A 19,217-nucleotide genomic window follows, 5' to 3' on the forward strand; every position below is an offset into this window, starting at 1 on the left:
ACGCCGGTGGACGTCCCGGACCTGCCCGACGGCGACGACACCGGCAACGACAACGGCGACGGCGACAACGGCGGCGACAACGGCGGCGACAACGGTGGCAATGCCGGCGGCGGCGGCGACGACCTCGCCGACACCGGTAGCGGCACGTCCGTGCTGCTGCTACTCGCCGGCGGGCTACTCATCATCGCCGGCGGCACCGCACTGGCCACCACCCGCCGCCGCAACACCGGCCAGACAGGCCAGGGAGGCCTGACCAGCTGAGCACCACGCACCAACCATCACCACCCGGCGCCCGGGCCCCACACAGGGGACCCGGGCGCCGGCGTCCCACCACGTTTCTGGAGACTCATGCGCCCTTCCGGGCGCGTCTTAGCGTGCACAAGTCTCCAGAAGCGGCAGGGAACAGGCCCGTCCACGGAAGCCGCAGGGGCCTCGTGTGGCGCCTTGACCGTCAGGACCGGCGGCGGGCCAGCGACAGGGCGGACGCGCGCGCCCGCTCGCCGGCGGTGTCCATCCAGTCGAACGCGTCCAGGACCGCCTGATTGGCCGCGGCCGCGGCGTCGCGCAGCCGCGACGGCACCAGGAACGCGCCCACTCGCCGGCCGGCCGACGCCGAGCGGGAGATGGTACGGCGCACTGCGGCGGTGTCGGCACGCAGCGACTCGACCGGCTGCGACTGGCGTGCGTACCGGGCCCGCTCGATCGCGCCCACCAGGTGGTCCAGCAGGACACGGTCCTCAGGGCCCAGCGACGCCGACGCGGCCACGGATCGACCCACCGCGCGCGGCGTGGCGGCCGGATCCCAGGACAGCCCGGCGTCACGGACGGTCTCGCGCAGATCCTCCCAGGCCGCCTCCGCGGTCAAAGCGGCGTCGTGGCCGGCCTGCCGCCAACGCCGTTCCCGGCCGAACCGGGCATACAGCGACGGGGTCGAGACCAGCGCGGCCAGGGCCAGCACTCCGAGCATCACCAGCGGCCATTGCGACGGCGGCTCGTCCCCGGGCGCGGTGACGCCCCCGGCGGTGTCGTCCTCGCGGGGGACCTGCGGGGCCTGCATCGACGGCTGTGCGGACGGCTGCGACGGGTCGGGCGCCGGGGCGTTGCTGCCGCCCGTGTTGGGCACCACGGTCCAGTCCGGCGCGGCGCCGGAACGGGAGGCCGGCGTGGGCTCGAAGCGCACCCAGCCGAGGCCCTCGAAGTACAGCTCCGGCCAGGCGTGCATGTCGTGGGCACGGACCAGCCAGGTGGCCTCGCCCTGGTAGTCGCCCGGGGTGAAGCCGACGGCCACCCGCGACGGGATGCCGAGGTAGCGGGCCATGATGGCCATAGTGGCGGCGAACTGCTCGCAGTAGCCGCGCCGCTCGGTGAGGAAGTCCTCGAGCGCGGTGGACGAGTGGCCCGGCTGCGACTCGATGTCGTAGACGAACCCGCCGGTCGGGCCGCGGAACCAGTCCTGCAGCGCGGCGGCGCGGCTGAAGTCGTCCGTCGCTCCCGCGGTGACCTCGTCGGCGAGTTCGGTGACCATCTGGGGGAGTTCCTCGGGCAGTTCGAGCGAGGACTCGACGTCGCTGCTCGGTTCGCCGGCCGCCCGCAGCGCTTCGACGGTGGGTGCGAGCGCCAGGCTGCGGGCGGTGTACCGGCGAGCCTGCACGTTGCCGCTGTTGGTGACGACGTCCAGCGTCTCGGCGTGGTAGCGCCAGTCGCCGTCGATCTCGATGGACTGCGTGGGGTAGGGCAGCGGCAGCCAGCTGGAGCTGAGGTTCTGGGTGATCCGGATGTCGTAGTCGACGACGGGATACTCGGCGTCCTGCAGTCCTTGCGGCCACGGCAGCCCGCTGTCGACGGAGTCGGGGACCGGCCGGTCGGACGTCTTCCACTCGTCGCCGTCGAAGACGTCGAGCGTCACGATGCGGATGTGCGAGGGTTCGTCGGCGGAGCTGCGATACCGCAGCACTTCGACGTTCTCGCGACGTTGCAGGTTGCGCTGGAGGTCGACGATGGGGTTGTCGGTGCGGATGGTCTGTCCGCCGCCGCCTCCAGCACCCCGGCCGGGACCGAGTAGGCCCTCGGTGAGCACCGGCGCCAGGCCGGGTACCGCGACCGCGACGGCCAGCGCGACCGCGCCGACACGGCGGCCGTTGCGGGCCAGCGAGTCGGTCTCGGGGACGCCGCTGTGCGCGGCCGACGGGCTGGCCGAGCGGCCCCAGCCGGCCACCCTGGTGCGGCCCTCGGACACGAGCAACGCCAGGAACCCGGCGGCCGGCGGGATGAACCAGTACCACTCGAGGCCGGTGACCAGGACCGAAGCCGTGACGGCGTAGCAGGCGGCGAGCGGGAAGCCGGCCAGCGGCACCCTGCGCAACCAGACGGCGACCGCGTCGACGAGCAACGCGACCAGCCCGGCGCCACCGACCAGCATGAGCGTGATGCCGCGCGGCACCGGGACCGGCGCGACGTAGGTGTTGGTGACGTCGACGCCCTCGTTGAACACGTCGATCAGCCGGGTGGCCCATTCGGTTGTCGGGATGAAGCCGAGCAGCGCGACGTCGCTGGCGACCAGGACGCCCAGCCACAGCACCAGGACCGCCAGCTGCGCGACGGGCACCAGCGCGCCCGGCACGTTGAGCTTGCGCAGGACGTAACCGGTGCCGGCGACGAAGGCGACGGCGATCGCCGCGGAGAGGATCCAGTCGCGGGTGACCGTGAGTTCGAACAGCGGCAGTACCGACAGTACCGATGCGACCGCGGCGACGGTCGTGAGGCGTCCGTGCGTGCTCATCGGCATCGGTCATGCACCTTCCCGGGCCGGGCGGCCCTGCATCGCGGGCGCGGCCGGCCCGGCGGCTGGACGCTGCACGCCCAACTGCTCCCACAGGGCGGCGAGGTGCTCGCCGCGGTGCGCCACGATGACGTTCCAGCCGGCGCCGCGCAGCACCTGCACGCTCTCGGTCAGCCGTACCTGTTCGCGGCTGTGCGCGCCGAGCGACGTCCACGACATGACGTCGAGGACGACGGCGAGCGCCGCGGTGCTGCCGTGCCGCAGGGCCGCCACCACTCGTGCTTCCTGCTCGCTGAGCCGGCCGAACACGCCGACCAGCATCCCGGTGGCGGACTCGGCTCCGCTGAGCAGGTCGGGCCAGCGCCCGACGGAGGCGTCGCGTTGCGGCTGCACCACCGCCAGGGCGTCCAGGAGCGAGACCCTGGCGTCGCCGGGGCCGCTGGCGGGGTCGTGCCAGGACGTGGAGACGGCACTGCCGTGGTCGGTGGCCAACCGTACCGCGTAGCCGCGCTCGGCCAGGTGAACGCCGATGGAGGCGGCCGCGGTGACGCTCCACTCCAGCGAGGAGTCGATGCCCTCGCCGGTGTGCCCGGCGGTGCGGGTGTCGAGCAGGATGGTGGCTCGGCTCTGCCACGGCTGCTCCTCGCGCCGGACCATGAGATCGCCGTGGTGGGCGGTGGCCCGCCAGTGCACCCGGCGCATGTCGTCGCCGGTGCGGTAGGCGCGGATGGTGGCGTCCTCCTCACCGGCGGCGGCCATGGCGCGCGGCCGGCTCTCGCCGCTGCCGCTCCACTCGCCGCCCAGCCGGGCGGTGGGCAGCCGGTGCACGGTCGGGGTGACGATCAACGTGCCGACGTCGCTGAAGGCGCGTTTGAGCTCGACCATGCCGAACGGGTCGGTGACCCGGACGGTCAGCGGCCCCACCGTGTACCTGCCGCGCACGACGGGGTCGATGGCGTACGTGACGTCGCGGCGGAACCGGGACCAGACGTGGTCGAGCACGAACCGGGGCCGGGCGCCGAGCGTGAAGGGGATGCTGTCCTCGACCAGCAGCACGCCGGTGGGGATACGGGCGGAGTTGGCCAGCTCGAGGTGGACCGTGGCGCGCTCGCCGACCGACACCCGAGGCGGCTCGATCGACCGCGACGCGGCCAGCCGTACCCGGCTGCGCAGTGCGACCACCAGGCTGATGGCAGGGATCGCCACCAGCAGGATGCCTGCGCGCAGGACGTCGCGCTGGCCGGCCAGGACCGCGGCGATGACGGCACCGCCGCCCACGGCCAGGAACGCCCAGCCGCGGCGGGTCAGTCCGGACAGCGCATCGCTCACCTCGGCTCCCGACCTGTCAACGTGGGTCTGGCTGCGGAACGCGCTGGACGAGGTCGTCGACGATGCCCGAGGCGTCGCGACGTCCGATCTGCGCCTCGGCGGTGGGTAGCAGCCGGTGGCTGAGCACCGGTGCGGCCAGCACCTGGAGGTCGTCGGGCAGGACGTACTCGCGGCCGTCCAGCCCCGCCCAGGCCTTGGCGGCGCGGATGAGATGGAGGGTGGCCCGGGGCGATGCGCCCAGCCTCAGCTCCGGCGAGGTGCGGGTGGCGCTGGTGAGTGCGACCGCGTACTCCTTGATGGCGTCGGCGACGTAGACGCCGCGGACCAGCCGGACGAGCTTGTGCACGTGCGCGGCGTCGGTGACCGGCTCGAGCGGGTCCAGCGCGCTGCCGGCTCCGTGGGTGTCGATCATCTCGATCTCGTCGCGGGTGGAGGGGTACCCCATGGACAGCCGCATCATGAAGCGGTCGCGCTGGGCCTCCGGCAGCGGGTAGGTGCCCTCCATCTCGATGGGATTCTGGGTGGCGACCACCATGAACGGGGCCTCGAGCTGGTAGGTGGTGCCGTCGACCGTGACCTGCCGCTCCTCCATGCACTCCAGGAGGGCGGACTGCGTCTTCGGGGAGGCGCGGTTGATCTCGTCGCCGACGACGACGTTCGCGAAGACGCCGCCGGGCTTGAACTCGAACTCCCGGGTCTCCTGATTGAACACGGAGACGCCGGTGACGTCGCTGGGCATCAGGTCGGGCGTGAACTGGATTCGGCGAACGGTGCAGTCGACGGCGCGGGCGATGGACTTGGCCAGCATCGTCTTGCCGACTCCTGGAACGTCCTCGATGAGGATGTGCCCCTCGGCGAGCAGGACGGTCAGCGCCAGCTTGATGACCTCGGGCTTGCCTTCGACGACGGAACCGATGGCCGACTGGATGCGGGCCGCGGTGTCGGCGAGGTCGGTCAGGGCAAGTTCCGACACGCGGTCGGACGCCGGCTGTTGATGGCTGCCCTGCATCAACGAATCAGGCACGTCTCCTCCATTCGATCCCCGACCTCGTCGGCGTACGTGCCTCGGCCGATCGCGGAATTCCCGCTACCAGTCTCGCAGTGTGCGACGTGCGGCTCGTCGCTCAGGTTCCGATCAGCTTCGGGACTTCCTCGTATACCCGCAGAGCCTATGTCCACTCCGCTTCCCACGCATCAGTCATTCCGGACATACCGATAGGCCGCCCGGTGATCGTCCGGCGCCTCCGGGTTGGTGCCGGATGGGGGGAGGTGGGGCGCGGTGGGGGCGATTGTGGTTGCAAGTGGGGGAGAGTGGAGTAGAGTGGCGGGCATTGGAGGAAGAGTGGTCCGAAGTGGCCGTCATCGGGGACCAGATGACGGCCACGGCGGACAGCGGGGAGGTGGGCCGTGTTCCTCGGCACCCACACGCCCCGGCTGGACGACAAAGGGCGACTCATCCTTCCGGCGAAGTTCCGGGACGAACTGGCGGAGGGCGTCGTGATCACACGAGGACAGGAACGCTGTCTCTACGTGTGGCCGCACGCGGAGTTCCTCCGGTTCACCGAGCAGTTGCGGGCCGCGCCCATCACGCACAAGGGCACCCGCGACTTCGCCCGGATGCTGGCAGCGGGGGCCAGCGACGAGGTCCCGGACAAGCAGGGCCGCATCACCATCCCGACGGGTCTGCGGACCTACGCCGGGCTGGAACGCGAGTGCACCGTCGTCGGTGCGATGACCCGCGTGGAGATCTGGTCCGAGCAGGCCTGGGAGACGTACCAGGCAGAGAAGGAACCGATGTTCGCCGACATCTCCGAGGAGGTGCTGCCCGGCATCTTCTGACCCGCCGACGCGTGGCACGCACGGTGAGGTCTCCGGCCGCTCACGTCACTTGACACACCTTCCCCGGTGGCAAGTGACCGAGCTGAGCTGCCCGAGCGGGCGGGGACCTGACCGTACGAGCCGCAAGGGAAGCGGAACGAGCGACCGATTCGAGGACAAGACGCGGGGGTGTCGATGACCGAGCAGGAGTCGCACGGGGCGTCGCACGTCCCTGTGCTGCTCGACCGGGTCGTCGGGCTGCTGGAGCCGAGCCTGCGGGGGCAATCCGCCGCTCGCCGCGATGGCGCCGGCGATGAGACCGGCGGCCGGGTCGTCGTCGATGCGACGCTCGGGCTCGGCGGACACGCGGAGGCCATCCTGAGCCGCTGCACTACAGCGCGCCTGGTCGGTCTCGACCGCGACCACGCGGCGCTGGAGCGCTCCCGCGAGCGGCTGGCACCGTTCGGTGACCGGTTCACCGGTGTCCACGCGGTCTACGACCGGATCGCCGACGTCTTGGCGGGCCTCGGCATCCGGCGTGTCCACGGCATCCTCTTCGATCTGGGGGTCTCCTCCCTCCAGTTGGACGAGGCCGGCCGTGGCTTCGCGTACGCCCAGGACGCCCCGCTGGACATGCGGATGGACCAGTCGTCCGGGCTCACCGCGGCGGACGTGCTCAACACGTACGACGCGGCCCGGCTCACCCGGATCCTGCGTCGCTACGGCGAGGAGCGCTTCGCCTCCCGCATCGCCGCCGCGGTGGTGCGGGCGCGCCAGCGGGAGCCGTTCGACACCAGCGGCCGGCTGGTGGAGCTCATCCGCGGGGCCATCCCGGCCGCGGCCCGCCGCACCGGCGGGCACCCCGCCAAGCGCACCTTCCAGGCGTTGCGGATCGAAGTGAACGGCGAGTTGGACGCCCTGGAACGAGCGCTGCCTGCTGCGCTGGGCGCCCTGGCCGTCGGCGGCCGGGCCGTCGTGCTCTCGTACCACTCGCTCGAGGACCGCATGGTCAAGAAGGCGTTCGCGGCAGGGGCGGCCAGTACGGCACCGCCCGGGTTACCGGTCGAGCTGCCCGAACACCGGCCGGTGCTGAAGCTGCTGGCATCCGAGCCGCCCACCGACGAGGAGGTCGCCGCCAACCCGCGCGCGGCCTCGGCCCGGCTGCGGGCCGTCGAACGGATTCGGGAGGCGGCATGAGCGCTGAACGTGCATACGCCGAAGTCAGGACGGCGCGACGGCCGATGCTGCGCAGCGTCCCGGTGCGTTCGTCGAAGGCGCCGCGGGCCCCGTTCGTCGTCCTGGTGCTGCTGGTGCTGGGCGTCGGCCTCATCGGTCTGCTGGTGCTCAACACGTCGCTGCAGCAAGGGTCCTTCGAGCTGGGCGAGCTGCAGTCACGCACCGACGAGCTGCGCGACCGGCAGGCACAGCTGGCCGAGGAGGTCGCCGAGCGCAGCGCGCCGGGCGCCCTGGCCGAGCAGGCCGCCCGGATGGGGATGGTTCCGGCGGAGGAACCGCCGCGCTTCCTGGAGCTGCCCGGCTCCGGTGCCGCGGACAGTGCCCCCTCCGACGGCGACACCCGCGCCGCCGAGAGCAACGACGCCGGTGGTGACGACTGATGCCCCCGAAGCGCCCCGACGGGCCGCGGGGGACCGGCTCCCGAGGTGCGGAGCCGCGGCGGACCGGACGGGGTGGTGCCGAAACGCGCCGGTCGGGGGCGCGGCGGGGAGGATCCGCGACGATCGGCGGCGGCACGGCAGCAGCCGGTCGTGGCTCCGGTGCCGGTCGCGGGTCTGGTACCGGTCGTACGTCCGGTGCCGGTCGCAAGTCCGGTGCGGGCCGCGGCTCTGGTGCCAGCGCCCGGCCGGCGACCGGGCCCGACCCGGCGCGGAAGGCCGCGCCAAGGCCAGCGCGGAAAGCCGCGCCCAAGCCGCCCAAGCCAGCGAAGGCAGCAACGCCCGCCGCCAAGCCGGGAGCGAAGACCGCGAGAGCGGCGGCCGCCCGGCCGGCGGTGAAGTCGGCGAAGCCCGCGGCCAAGTCCTCCGCCAAGCAGGCGGCGACGGCGACCACCTCCGCGCGGAAGCCCGCTCGGACGGCGGATCGCCGCGGGAGTGCCCGCCGCACCCCGTCGTCGAACCCGCGCCGGTCCACACCGGACCGGCGCAAGGCCGTGCGCCAGCCGCGGGCAGTTGCGCCCAGGGCACCCAAGCCGCCGAAGCCGCCCAAGCCACCGCGGCAGCCGCGGCTGGTGCGCCTGGCCGACCCGCGTAAGCGGCTGCGGGTGAGCCTGGTCGGTGTGTGCGTGGTGCTGTCGCTGTTCGGCGGCCGGCTCATTCAGCTGCAGGGCATCGACGCGTCCGGCTACGCCGCCGTCGCCAACCAGATCGGGCTGGACACGGTGCCGGTGCGGGCCGAGCGCGGCGAGATCCTCGACCGCAACGGCGCGTCGCTGGCCGCCACCATCGAGGCGTACGACATCGTCATCGACCAGACCCAGGTGAGCAATCCGGCCGCCTACGCGCTGCAGCTCGAGAGCATCCTCGGCACCGACGCCGCGGCTCTGCAGGAAACCCTGACCGGCGACCGGCGGTACGTGTACGTCGCCAAGGGGGTGCCGGGCGCGGTCTGGCGGCAGGTCCAGGCGCTCGGACTGCCCGGCTTCACCGCCGAGACCGCGGCCGCCCGGGACTACCCGGCCGGCCCTGTGGCCGGCAACGTCGTGGGAGTGCTCGGTGCCGAAGGTGTCGGGCTCACCGGCCTGGAACAGTCCATGGACCCGACCCTGGCCGGCGAGGACGGCGAGGCCACCTACCAGTTCAGCCCGTCCGGCCTGCGCATCCCCAACAGCTCCTCCAACCACGTGCAACAGCCGGTGTCCGGCACGGGGCTGCGCCTGACCCTCGACCGCGACGTGCAGTGGCACGCCGAGCAGGTGCTCGCCGACGCCGTCGAGAACGCCGGCGCGGCAGACGGCGTGGCCGTCGTCATGGACGTGGAGACGCAGGAGATCGTGGCCCTCGCGGCCACCCCGACCTTCGACCCCAACGACCCCGGCAAGACCGAGGCCGCCGACCGCGGCAGCGCCGCGGTCGAGGACGCTTACGAACCGGGCTCGGTCTTCAAGCCGATCACCATGGCCGCGGCGGTCGAGGAAGGCGTGGTCGACGCGTCCACGGTCTTCTCCGTGCCCGACAACATCCGCCGTGGTGGCGAGACCATCAACGACTACTACAGCCACGGTGTCGACCAGATGACGGTGGCCGGGATCGTCGCCAAGTCGAGCAACGTCGGCACGGTGCTCGCCGCCGAGCTGCTCGAGAAGGACGTGTTCAACCAGTACCTGGACGCGTTCGGGTTCGGCACCGCCCCGGACCTCGGGCTGCCCGGCGAAACCGGCGGGTACCTCCCGACCGGCGACGCCTTCACCGATCTGACCCGCGACAACGTCGCCTTCGGGCAGGGCATCTCCGTCAGCGCCGTGCAGATGGCATCCGCCTACGCCACCATCGCCAACGGCGGGCTACGGGTCGACCCGCGCCTCGTGGCGGCCACCATCGGCCCCGACGGCGAGGAGACACCGATCGAGCCGGACGAGCCCGAACGCGTCATCAGTGAGGAGACGGCGGCCGAGGTCACCACCATGATGGAAGCCGTCATGGGCGACGGCGGCACCGGCGGGCCGGCGGAGGTCGACGGCTACCGCGTCGCCGGCAAGACCGGAACCGCGCAGCGCATCGACCCCGAGTGCGGTTGCTACGCCGACTACAACTCCTCCTTCATGGGCTTCGCGCCGGCCGACGACCCCCGGTACGCCGTCGTCGTCTCGCTGTTCGACCCCAAGAACGGCAACTCGGGCAGCGCGCTGGCCGGCCCGGCGTTCGCGGAGATCATGCGGTTCGCTCTCGAGCAGGGCGGCGTGGCACCCACGGGCACCGAGGCGCCGCAGGTGCCACTCTTCGCCGAGTGACCGAGTAGATTGCTCTGTCGTGCCCGACCGCCCAGGACTGCGTCCCCGCCACGTCGCGCCGCTCCCGCTCGCGGCGCTCGCCACCGAGGCCTCGCTCTCGGTGGACGCCGCGGCCCGCGACGTCCCGGTGACCGGTGTCACCCACGACTCTCGCCAGGTCAGACCCGGTGACCTCTACCTGGCGCTGCCCGGCGCGGTGACGCACGGCGCCAGGTTCGCCGCCGACGCCGTCCGCTCCGGCGCCGTCGCCGTCGTCACCGATCCCGACGGCGCCCGCCTCGCCGGCGAGCTGCCCGTTCCGGTCCTGACGGCGGACGACCCGCGCGCCCACATGGGCGCCGTCGCCGCCGCCGTCTACGGCCACCCGGACCGAGACCTGATGATGCTCGCGGTCACCGGAACCAACGGCAAGACCACCACGTCGTACCTCCTGGAGTCCGGGCTGCGCGCCGCGGGCCACACCACCGGACTCATCGGGACGGTGGAGACCAGAGTCGGCGACGAACGCGTCGCCAGCATCCGTACGACGCCGGAGGCCACCGACGTGCACGCGCTGCTGGCCGTGATGCGAGAGCGCGGCGTGACCGCCTGCGCGATGGAGGTTTCGAGCCACGCCATGGTGTTCGGGCGGGTCGACGGCATCGTGTTCGATGTCGCCGGGTTCACCAACCTCACCCAGGACCACCTCGACTTCCACACCGACCTCGACGACTACTTCGCCGCCAAGGCGCGCCTTTTCACACCCGCGCGCACCCGCCGGGCCGCCGTCGTCCTCGCCGACGAGTACGGCCGGCGGCTGGCCGCTGGGGCCGGGGTCCCGACGGTGACCGTCCTGCCCGCCGGCGCGGACCACCCCGCCACCGCGGGCGCCGAGCTCCGCGCGGACTGGCGCGTCGAACACCTCGGCCACACCACGGTGCTGGCCGGCCCGGACGGCGAGAAGCTCGAACTGCGGGTGCCGCTGCCGGGCGAGTTCAACGTCACCAATGCGGCCCTCGCCGTCACGATGCTGGTGCAGGCCGGGGTCGACGCCGGCGACGCGGCCCGCGGCGTGGCCGACTGCGCCGGCGTCCCGGGCCGGATGGAGCGCGTCGTCGCCCCCGCCCCCGACAAGCCGGGCGCACCCGGTACCACCCCGACCGATGCGCCGAACGCCGTCGTCGATTTCGCGCACACCCCCGATGCCATCCAGAATGTGCTGCGCGCACTGCACCCGGCCGGCCGGCTGATCGTGGTCGTGGGCGCCGGCGGCGACCGCGACCGGGAGAAGCGGCCCCACATGGGGCAGGCGGCAGCGGCCGGCGCCGACGTCGTCGTCGTCACCGACGACAACCCACGATCCGAGGACCCAGCCGCCATCCGCGCCGCCGTCGTCAGGGGCGCGCAGGCCGTTCCGGCCGCCGAGCGGGCCGAGGTCCTCGAGGTGGCCGGGCGCCGCGAGGCGATCCGGGCCGCGCTGCGCGCGGCGACAGGAGCCGGGGACACCGTGGTGGTCCTCGGCAAAGGGCACGAACAAGGGCAGGAGATCGCAGGCGTCGTGCAGCCATTCGATGATCGAGAGGTGCTCCGCGAGGAGCTGCGGCGATGGAGTGCGGAGTTCGGTGCGGGCGCACCCGGCGACTCCGGGCAAGGGGAGAACAGGTGATTTCGCTGACGCTGGCCGAGGTCGCCGCGGCGACCGGCGGCCGGCTGGACGCCGTGCGTGACCCCGAGACGCGGGTCACCGGACCGGTGGTCACCGACTCGCGCGAGATCGTCCCCGGCGGCCTGTTCGTCGCGCGGCAGGGGGAGGCGCAGGACGGGCACGACTTCGCCTCCGCCGCGGTCGAGTCCGGCGCCGTCGCGGTACTCGCCGCCCGGCCTGTCGGCGTCCCCGCCGTCGTCGTCGACGACACCGAGGCGGCCTTCGGCCGGTTGGCTCGCGCCGTCGTCGACCGGCTGCCGCAGACGACCGTCGTGGGTGTCACCGGCTCGTCCGGCAAGACCACCACGAAGGACCTGCTGGCGCAGGTGCTCGAGCCGCTGGGGCCGTTGGTGGCGCCGCCAGGCTCCTACAACAGCGAGGTCGGCGTGCCGCTGACCGTCCTGCGGGCCGACCAGGACACCCGGACCCTCGTGGTCGAGATGGGCGCGCGCGGCCCCGGCCACATCGCGTACCTGTGCGGCATCGCCCCGCCGTCGGTGGGCATCGTCCTCAACGTCGGCAGCGCGCACCTGGGCGAGTTCGGCGACCGCGACACCATCGCGCGCGCCAAAGCCGAACTGGTCCAGGCGCTCCCGCCGGCGTCAGCCGGCGGGACGGCGATCCTGAACGCCGACGACCAGGTGGTGCGCCGGATGGCCGACCAGACCGACGCGACGGTGCTGATGGTCGGCGAATCCGTGCACGCCGACATCCGCGCCGAGGACGTCCAGCTCGACGATACCGGCCGGGCGTCGTTCCGGCTCATCGCCCCCGGTGGGGGCGCCGACGTGTCGTTGCGGCTGGTCGGCGAGCACCAGGTCGGCAACGCGCTGGCGGTCGCCGCCGCCGGGCACGCGCTCGGCCTGCCGGTCGACGTCGTCGCCGCCCGCCTGTCCGCGGCCCAGCCGCGCTCGCGCTGGCGCATGGAGGTCACCGAGCGGCCCGACGGCGTCACCGTCGTCAACGACGCCTACAACGCCAACCCCGAGTCCATGCGGGCGGCGCTGAAGACCCTGGCCCAGCTGCGCAGGAACGGGCGCACCTGGGCAGTCCTCGGCGAGATGCTGGAGCTGGGGGAGTCGTCCGTGGCCGAGCACGACGCCATCGGGCGCCTCGCGGTGCGGCTCAACGTGTCGCGACTGGTCGCCGTCGGCGACGGCGCCCGGGCCATCCACCAGGGCGCGATGCTGGAAGGATCATGGGACGGGGAGTCGATGCTGGTCCAGGACACCGACGCCGCGTACGCGCTGCTGCGTGACGAGCTGCGCCCCGGCGACGTCGTGCTGGTCAAGTCCTCCCGAGACGCCGGCCTGCGGTTCCTCGGCGAACGGCTGGTGGAGACACCGTGATCTCGATTCTCACCGCCGGCGTCGTCGGCCTCGTCGCCTCGATCCTGGGCACCCCCCTGGCCATCCGGGTGCTGGTGCGCCGCGGGTACGGCCAGCTGATCCGCGACGACGGGCCCACCAGCCACCACACCAAGCGCGGCACGCCCACGATGGGCGGCGCCGTCATCATCCTGGCCGCCGTGCTCGGCTACTTCGTGGCGCACGTCGTGCGCCCGTCGCCGCCGACGGTGTCCGGCCTGCTGGTGCTGTTCCTCGTGGTGGGCCTCGGCATCGTCGGATTCCTGGACGACTACATCAAGATCGCCAAGCAGCGCAGCCTGGGCCTGCGCAGCCGGGCCAAGATGGCCGGCCAGATCGCCGTCGCCGTGGTCTTCGCGATCCTGGCGATCAACTTCCCGGACGAGCAGGGCTACACTCCGGCGTCACAGGCACTGTCGGTGCTGCGCGACACCCCGTGGGTGATGCCCGCGGCGGTGTTCGTCATCTGGGCGTTGTTCCTCATCTCCGGTTTCTCCAACGCGGTGAACCTCACCGACGGCCTCGACGGCCTTGCCACCGGCGCGGCCGTGATGGCGTTCGGCGCGTACACGCTGATCGGCGTGTGGCAGCTCAACCAGAGCTGTGCGGTGTCCCCCGGCCCCAGCTGTTATGACGTGCGCGACCCGCTCGACCTGGCCATCGTGTCCGCGGCGCTGGTGGGGGCCTGTTTCGGCTTCCTGTGGTGGAACGCCGCCCCGGCGAAGATCTTCATGGGCGACACCGGCTCGCTGGCGCTCGGTGGCGGCCTGGCGGGCCTGGCCATCACCACCCGGACCGAACTGTTGCTCATCGTGCTGGGCGGACTGTTCGTGGTCATCACCCTCTCGGTGATCCTGCAGGTGGGCTGGTTCAAGGTCTCCGGCGGCAAACGGCTGTTCCGGATGGCTCCGCTGCAGCACCACTTCGAGCTGAAAGGCTGGGGCGAGGTCACCATCGTCATCAGGTTCTGGATCATCGCCGGCATGTTCGTCGTGCTGGGCCTGGGCCTGTTCTACGCCGAATGGGTGGCGACGGCATGAGCGCGGCGGCGGCCTCGCCGGCACCGGGTTGGCTGGCGGAGGCGAGCCGCACCAGCCCGTGGTCGGAACTGTCCGTCGTCGTGGCCGGCCTCGGCGTGTCCGGGTACGCCGCCGCGGACGCGCTGATCCAGCTCGGCGCCCGGGTCACCGTCCTGGACGAGCGCGACGGCGAAGCCGAGCGCGAACGCGGCACCATCCTCTCCATCCTCGACGCCACCGTGGTGCTCGGACCAGGGTCGACGGCGTCGCTGCCGCCAGGGACGCACCTGGTGGTGACGTCGCCAGGCTGGAAGCCGTCCGCGCCGCTGCTGGTGGCCGCGGCCGCCGCCGGTGTGCCGGTGTGGGGCGAGGTCGAGCTGGCCTGGCGCATCCGTGACCCGGCGACCCCGTGGCTGGTGCTGACCGGCACCAACGGCAAGACCACGACGGTGAAGATGCTCGCGTCGATGCTGCGCGCCTCCGGTCTGCGGGTGGCCGCGACCGGCAACGTCGGCGACCCCGTCGTGTCCGCGATGCTCGACCCCGGCGGCCACGACGTCATCGCCGTGGAGCTGTCCAGCTACCAGCTGCACTGGACGTACTCCATGGCCGCGCGGTCGGCGGCGGTGCTGAACGTCGCACCCGACCACCTGGACTGGCACGGCTCGCTCGACGCCTACGCCGCGGACAAGGCCCGCATCTACGCCGGGGTCGAGACCGCCTGCGTCTACAACGTCGCCGACCCGCTGACCGAGCAGATGGTCCGCGACGCCGACGTGCGAGAAGGCGCCCGGGCCGTCGGGTTCACTCTGGGCATCCCGGCGGTCGGGATGGTCGGCGTGGTGGACGACGTGCTGGTGGACCGCGCGTTCATCGCCGAGCGGCATCCCCCGATGAACATGGCGGCCGAGCTGGCCTCCGTCGCCGACGTGCAGCCGCCGGCGCCGCACAACGTCGCCAACGCGCTGGCAGCCGCGGCGCTGGCCCGCTCGATCGGCGTGCCGCAGGTAGCGGTCCGCGACGGTCTGCGGGGCTTCGAGCCCGAGGCGCACCGCATCCAGACGATCGCCACCATCGACGGCGTCGGCTACGTCGACGACTCCAAGGCCACCAACCCGCACGCCGCCGCGGCATCCCTGACGGCGTATCCGTCCGTGGTGTGGATCGCCGGTGGCCTGGCCAAGGGCGCCACGTTCGACGAGCTCGTCGCGGGAGCCGCGGCACGGCTGCGCGGCGTGGTCCTGATCGGCGCCGACCGGGGGCTGATCGCCCAGTCGCTGGCACGACACGCACCGGATGTGCCGGTTGTCGAGCTTTCCGACACCCACAATGAGGCCATGGACCGCGTCGTCGCAGCAGCCGCCGAGCTGGCCAGGCCCGGCGACACCGTGCTGCTGGCGCCCGCGTGCGCGTCGATGGACATGTTCGCCAACTACGTGGCGCGCGGTGACGCCTTCGCCGCGGCGGTGCGGCGCCGTGAGCACCACTGAGAAGCCGCCCACCCGCGACGGTTCGAAGCCGCTGCGTGCCGCCGGCTCGGAGGCCCTGCGCCGGCTGCTGAAGCGGCCGCTGGCGTCGTACTACCTGGTGCTGGGGTCCGCCGGGCTGCTGCTGGTGCTGGGGCTGGTGATGGTGTTCTCCGCCTCCAGCGTGATGTCGCGGTTGCAGTTCGGCCACTCGTACTACTTCTTCGCCCGCCAGCTGGCCTGGGTGATCGTGGCGCTGCCGGCCGCCTGGGTGGCCTCCCGGATGTCGACGCGCACCATCCGGCGGTTCGGGTTGCCGATGCTGGTGGTGGCGGCGATGCTGCTGGCGCTCACGTTCGTGCCCGGGCTGGGTGTCACCCGTGGCGGCAACACGAACTGGCTGGACTTCGGCGGGCCGTTCCTGATCCAGCCGTCGGAGCCGGCGAAGCTGGCACTGATCGTGTGGGGCGCGGGGATGTTCGCGCTGAAGGGCCGGCTGCTGCAGCAGTGGAAGCACCTCATGATCCCGTTCGTTCCGGTGGCCGGCGCCGTCGTCGCCCTGACCATCGGCCAGCACGACCTCGGCACCGCGCTGGTGCTGATGGCCATCGTGCTGACCCTGCTGTGGGTGGTGGGGGTGCCGACCTGGCTGTTCGGGCTCGCGCTCGGCGTGGTCGGCGTGGTGGGGGCGTACTTCGTGGCGGCGTCGGAGAACCGGATGTCGAGGGTGGTGAGCTTCCTCGACCCGTTCGCGGACTTCGCCGGCACCGGTTACCAGGCGGCCAATTCGATCTACGCCTTCGCCACGGGGGGCTGGTGGGGGACCGGCCTGGGCGCCAGCCGCCTCAAGTGGGGCCAGCTCCCCGAAGCTCACACGGACTTCATCTTCTCCATCCTCGGTGAGGAACTCGGCCTGCCCGGCGCCCTGATGGTGCTGGCGCTGTTCTTCACCCTCGGGTACGCCGGCATCCGCATCGCCATGCGCACCGACGACATGTTCACCAGGCTCGCCGCCGCCGGCATCACCGGTTGGCTGGTGGTTCAGGCCATCATCAACCTTGGTAGCGTTCTGGTGGTCTTCCCGGTCATCGGCGTGCCGCTGCCGCTGGTGTCGTACGGTGGCGCCTCGATGGTGGTGGCCATCGTCGCTGTCGGCATCCTCATGGCCCTGGCCAAGGAGGAACCGGGCGCCCGGGAGGCCCTGGCCGCCCGCAAGGAAGCGCGGCGAGAACGCCGCCGACAACGGCGCGAGCTGGCTCGCTCGGCCGGACACAGGTTCATACAGAGGAGGAACGCCGGGTGAGGGTGGTTCTGGCCGGCGGAGGCACCGCCGGGCACATCGAACCCGCACTGGCAACAGCTGAGGCCATCCGCCGCGCCGACGCGTCGGCGCAGGTCGTGTTGCTGGGCACTGAGCGGGGACTGGAGGTGCGGCTGGTGCCCGAACGCGGCTACGAGCTGGCGCTCATTCCGCCGGTGCCCATGCCTCGCCGGCCGACACCGGAGCTGCTGCGACTGCCGCTGCGGGTGCGCGCGGCGGTTCGGGAGACCGCTGCCGTGCTGCACGAGCGGCGCGCCGAGGTGGTGGTGGGGTTCGGCGGCTACGTTGCGCTGCCGGCGTACCTGGCCGCCCGTCGCGTGGGCGTGCCGATCGTGGTGCACGAAGCGAACGCGAAACCGGGGCTCGCCAACCGGCTCGGGGCCCGGTTCACGTCGCACGTCGCGGTGGCGACCCCGGCCATCGACCTGCCGCACGCCCAGCACGTCGGGATCCCGTTGCGCCGGTCGATCGCGGTGCTGGACCGGTCGGCGACCCGGGCGGAGGCGCGGGCGTTCTTCGGGCTCGACCCGGACCGGCCGACGCTGTTCGCCTTCGGCGGCAGCCAGGGCGCCCGGCGCATCAACGAGGCCGTGGCCGGTGCGCTGGAGCAGCTGCTGGCCGCCGGCTTCCAAGTGCTGCACGCGGTGGGCGGCGCCAACGCGGACACGGTGCGGGCCCGGCCGGGCTACGTGCCGCTGCCGTACGTGGACCGGATGGACCTCGCCTACGCCGCCGCCGACCTCGCCGTCTGCCGGGCCGGCGCCATCACCTGCGCGGAGCTGGCCGCTGTCGGGTTGCCGGCGGTGTACGTCCCGCTGCCGCACGGAAACGGCGAACAGCGTTTCAACGCCGTGCCGACCACCGAGGCCGGCGGGGGCCTGCTGGTGGCCGACGGTGAGCTGACGCCGTCGCGGCTGGCCGACGAGGTGGTCGCGTTGCTGGGAGACCGGCCTCGGTTGGACGCCATGGGTACCGCAGCGGCTAGTCTCGGTCGTCGCGACGCCGACGACCGACTGGTCGAGATGGTGCGGCGTGCGACAGGAAGGTGACCACACGTGATCGTCTCGCCACCGGAGCGGACCGTGCCCGCGGAGAAGCTGGGCCGGGTTCACTTCGTCGGCATCGGCGGTGCCGGCATGAGCGGCATCGCGCGCATCCTGCTGGCCCGAGGCGTCGAGGTGTCCGGTAGCGACGCCAAGGAGTCCGGGACGCTCGCCGGGCTGCGTGCCCTGGGCGCCGAGGTGCACGTCGGCCACGCCGCGTCCAACGTCGGCCTGGCCGAGACCGTCGTCGTCTCCACCGCGATCCGAGAGACCAACCCTGAGGTGGTCGAGGCGCACGAACGGGGCATCCCGGTGCTGCCGCGAGCCGCGGCGCTGGCCTCGGTGATGGCCGGGCGGCGAGCCATCGCCGTCGCCGGAACCCACGGCAAGACCACGACGACGTCCATGCTCACCGTCGCGCTGCAGCACTGCGGCGCGGACCCGTCGTTCGCCATCGGCGGCAGCCTCAACGAATCCGGTGCCAACGCGCACGACGGTAGTGGCGACATCTTCGTCGCGGAGGCCGACGAGAGCGACGCGTCGTTCCTCGCCTACGACCCCGAAGTGGCCGTCGTCACCAACGTCGAGGCCGACCACCTGGACTTCTACGGCACCGAGGACGCCTACATGGCGGCGTTCGACGCCTTCGCCGACTGCGTGTCGGGCTACCTCGTGGTGTGCGCCGACGACCCGGGGGCGCGTGCCCTCGGCGCCCGGGCGGCCTCGCGCGGCGTGGTGGTGCACACGTTCGGCGAGTCGCGCGACGCCGACGTCCGGGTGACCGCGCTGGACATCGCCGGCCCAGGCGTGTCGTTCGAGCTGGTCGCCCGTGGCCGCCGGCTGGAGCGCATCCAGCTGCAGTTGCCCGGCCGGCACAACGCGCTCAACGCGGCCGCGGCGTTCACCGCCGGACTCGGCATCGGTTTCCCGGCCGGCGACCTGCTTGACGGCCTGGCCGGCTACACCGGCACCCGCCGCCGGTTCGAGCTCAAAGGCGTAGCCGGCGGAGTGCGGGTGTACGACGAGTACTCCCACCACCCCACCGAGGTGGCGGCCGCGCTGGCGGCCGCGCGTGGCGTGGCCGGTCGCGGCCGGGTGGTCGTGGTGTTCCAGCCGCACCTGTTCAGCCGTACCCGGATCTTCGCCTCGGAGTTCGGTGCCGCGTTGGGCGCCGCCGACGAGGTCATCGTCATGGACGTCTACGCCGCCCGCGAGGACCCCGAGCCCGGGGTGACCGGGGCCCTCGTGGCCGCGGCCGTGCCGTTGCCGCCGTCGCAGGTGGTGTTCGAGCAGTCGTGGTCGGCGGTGCCGGAGCTGGCGGCGTCGCGTGCCGAGCCCGGGGACATCATGTTGACCGTCGGTGCCGGCGACGTCACCTTGATCGGCCCCGAGGTGCTGGACGTGTTGGAGGCGCGGCAGCCGTGAGC

Annotated in this window: 15 protein-coding genes; 12 read left to right on the forward strand and 3 right to left on the reverse strand. The window is 72.7% G+C overall.

The genetic code is table 11. The annotated features are described in order from the left end of the window. Nucleotides 1-261, forward strand: a 261-nt coding sequence (locus tag JIAGA_RS34950; protein ID WP_169738851.1) for an LPXTG cell wall anchor domain-containing protein, incomplete at its 5' end; no start/stop codon positions are given. Nucleotides 262-451: 190 nt separating this feature from the next. Here JIAGA_RS34950 and JIAGA_RS28940 read toward each other — a convergent pair. The 3 genes from JIAGA_RS28940 to JIAGA_RS0110495 are packed head-to-tail and all read right to left on the reverse strand — an operon-like array spanning nucleotide 452 to nucleotide 5,117. Continuing rightward, nucleotides 452-2,779 (reverse strand): transglutaminase TgpA family protein, encoded by a 2,328-nt coding sequence (locus tag JIAGA_RS28940; RefSeq protein WP_169738852.1) that lies wholly within the window; start codon nucleotides 2,777-2,779, stop codon nucleotides 452-454. Nucleotides 2,780-2,788: 9 nt separating this feature from the next. Next, nucleotides 2,789-4,108 carry a DUF58 domain-containing protein gene (locus JIAGA_RS28945; protein WP_051425939.1) on the reverse strand — a complete coding sequence of 440 codons (1,320 nt, stop codon included), beginning with the start codon at nucleotides 4,106-4,108 and terminating at the stop codon, nucleotides 2,789-2,791. A 16-nt stretch (nucleotides 4,109-4,124) separates the two neighbouring features. Next, nucleotides 4,125-5,117, reverse strand: a complete 993-nt coding sequence (locus tag JIAGA_RS0110495) for an AAA family ATPase (RefSeq protein WP_035812386.1) — start codon at nucleotides 5,115-5,117, stop codon at nucleotides 4,125-4,127. A gap of 398 nt (nucleotides 5,118-5,515) precedes the next feature. On the opposite strand from JIAGA_RS0110495, the gene mraZ reads away from it, so the two are divergent. The 11 genes from mraZ (at nucleotide 5,516) to murC (ending at nucleotide 19,215) form a co-directional block, all read left to right on the forward strand. After that, nucleotides 5,516-5,947 (forward strand): division/cell wall cluster transcriptional repressor MraZ, encoded by a 432-nt coding sequence (gene mraZ / locus JIAGA_RS0110500; RefSeq protein WP_026875625.1) that lies wholly within the window; start codon nucleotides 5,516-5,518, stop codon nucleotides 5,945-5,947. Between the two features lie 174 nt (nucleotides 5,948-6,121). Continuing rightward, nucleotides 6,122-7,123, forward strand: coding sequence for a 16S rRNA (cytosine(1402)-N(4))-methyltransferase RsmH (gene rsmH / locus JIAGA_RS0110505; RefSeq protein WP_026875626.1), 1,002 nt, complete (start codon nucleotides 6,122-6,124; stop codon nucleotides 7,121-7,123). Next, on the forward strand, nucleotides 7,120-7,542 hold the full coding sequence (gene ftsL / locus JIAGA_RS28950; protein ID WP_211239601.1) for a cell division protein FtsL: 423 nt from the start codon (nucleotides 7,120-7,122) through the stop codon (nucleotides 7,540-7,542). The genes rsmH and ftsL overlap by 4 nt, the downstream gene beginning before the upstream one ends. A gap of 392 nt (nucleotides 7,543-7,934) precedes the next feature. Then, nucleotides 7,935-9,890 (forward strand): peptidoglycan D,D-transpeptidase FtsI family protein, encoded by a 1,956-nt coding sequence (locus JIAGA_RS0110515; RefSeq protein ID WP_169738853.1) that lies wholly within the window; start codon nucleotides 7,935-7,937, stop codon nucleotides 9,888-9,890. Between the two features lie 19 nt (nucleotides 9,891-9,909). Further along, nucleotides 9,910-11,535 (forward strand): UDP-N-acetylmuramoyl-L-alanyl-D-glutamate--2,6-diaminopimelate ligase, encoded by a 1,626-nt coding sequence (locus tag JIAGA_RS28955; protein ID WP_051425942.1) that lies wholly within the window; start codon nucleotides 9,910-9,912, stop codon nucleotides 11,533-11,535. Next, on the forward strand, nucleotides 11,532-12,923 hold the full coding sequence (locus JIAGA_RS0110525; RefSeq protein ID WP_026875628.1) for a UDP-N-acetylmuramoyl-tripeptide--D-alanyl-D-alanine ligase: 1,392 nt from the start codon (nucleotides 11,532-11,534) through the stop codon (nucleotides 12,921-12,923). Before JIAGA_RS28955 ends, JIAGA_RS0110525 begins: the two co-directional genes overlap by 4 nt. Next, nucleotides 12,920-13,981, forward strand: coding sequence for a phospho-N-acetylmuramoyl-pentapeptide-transferase (gene mraY / locus JIAGA_RS0110530; protein WP_026875629.1), 1,062 nt, complete (start codon nucleotides 12,920-12,922; stop codon nucleotides 13,979-13,981). The genes JIAGA_RS0110525 and mraY overlap by 4 nt, the downstream gene beginning before the upstream one ends. Beyond that, the gene (gene murD, locus JIAGA_RS0110535) at nucleotides 13,978-15,450 is read left to right on the forward strand and encodes a UDP-N-acetylmuramoyl-L-alanine--D-glutamate ligase (protein WP_084470273.1); all 1,473 of its coding nucleotides are present in this window, start codon (nucleotides 13,978-13,980) and stop codon (nucleotides 15,448-15,450) included. Before mraY ends, murD begins: the two co-directional genes overlap by 4 nt. Beyond that, nucleotides 15,437-16,729 (forward strand): putative lipid II flippase FtsW, encoded by a 1,293-nt coding sequence (gene ftsW / locus JIAGA_RS0110540; protein WP_084470275.1) that lies wholly within the window; start codon nucleotides 15,437-15,439, stop codon nucleotides 16,727-16,729. The genes murD and ftsW overlap by 14 nt, the downstream gene beginning before the upstream one ends. Then, the gene (murG, locus tag JIAGA_RS0110545) at nucleotides 16,726-17,796 is read left to right on the forward strand and encodes an undecaprenyldiphospho-muramoylpentapeptide beta-N-acetylglucosaminyltransferase (RefSeq protein ID WP_026875632.1); all 1,071 of its coding nucleotides are present in this window, start codon (nucleotides 16,726-16,728) and stop codon (nucleotides 17,794-17,796) included. The genes ftsW and murG overlap by 4 nt, the downstream gene beginning before the upstream one ends. A 6-nt stretch (nucleotides 17,797-17,802) precedes the next feature. Then, nucleotides 17,803-19,215, forward strand: coding sequence for a UDP-N-acetylmuramate--L-alanine ligase (murC, locus tag JIAGA_RS0110550; RefSeq protein WP_026875633.1), 1,413 nt, complete (start codon nucleotides 17,803-17,805; stop codon nucleotides 19,213-19,215). Nucleotides 19,216-19,217 lie beyond the last annotated feature (2 nt).

The organism is Jiangella gansuensis DSM 44835 (assembly GCF_000515395.1).
Classification (GTDB): Bacteria; Actinomycetota; Actinomycetes; order Jiangellales; family Jiangellaceae; genus Jiangella; species Jiangella gansuensis.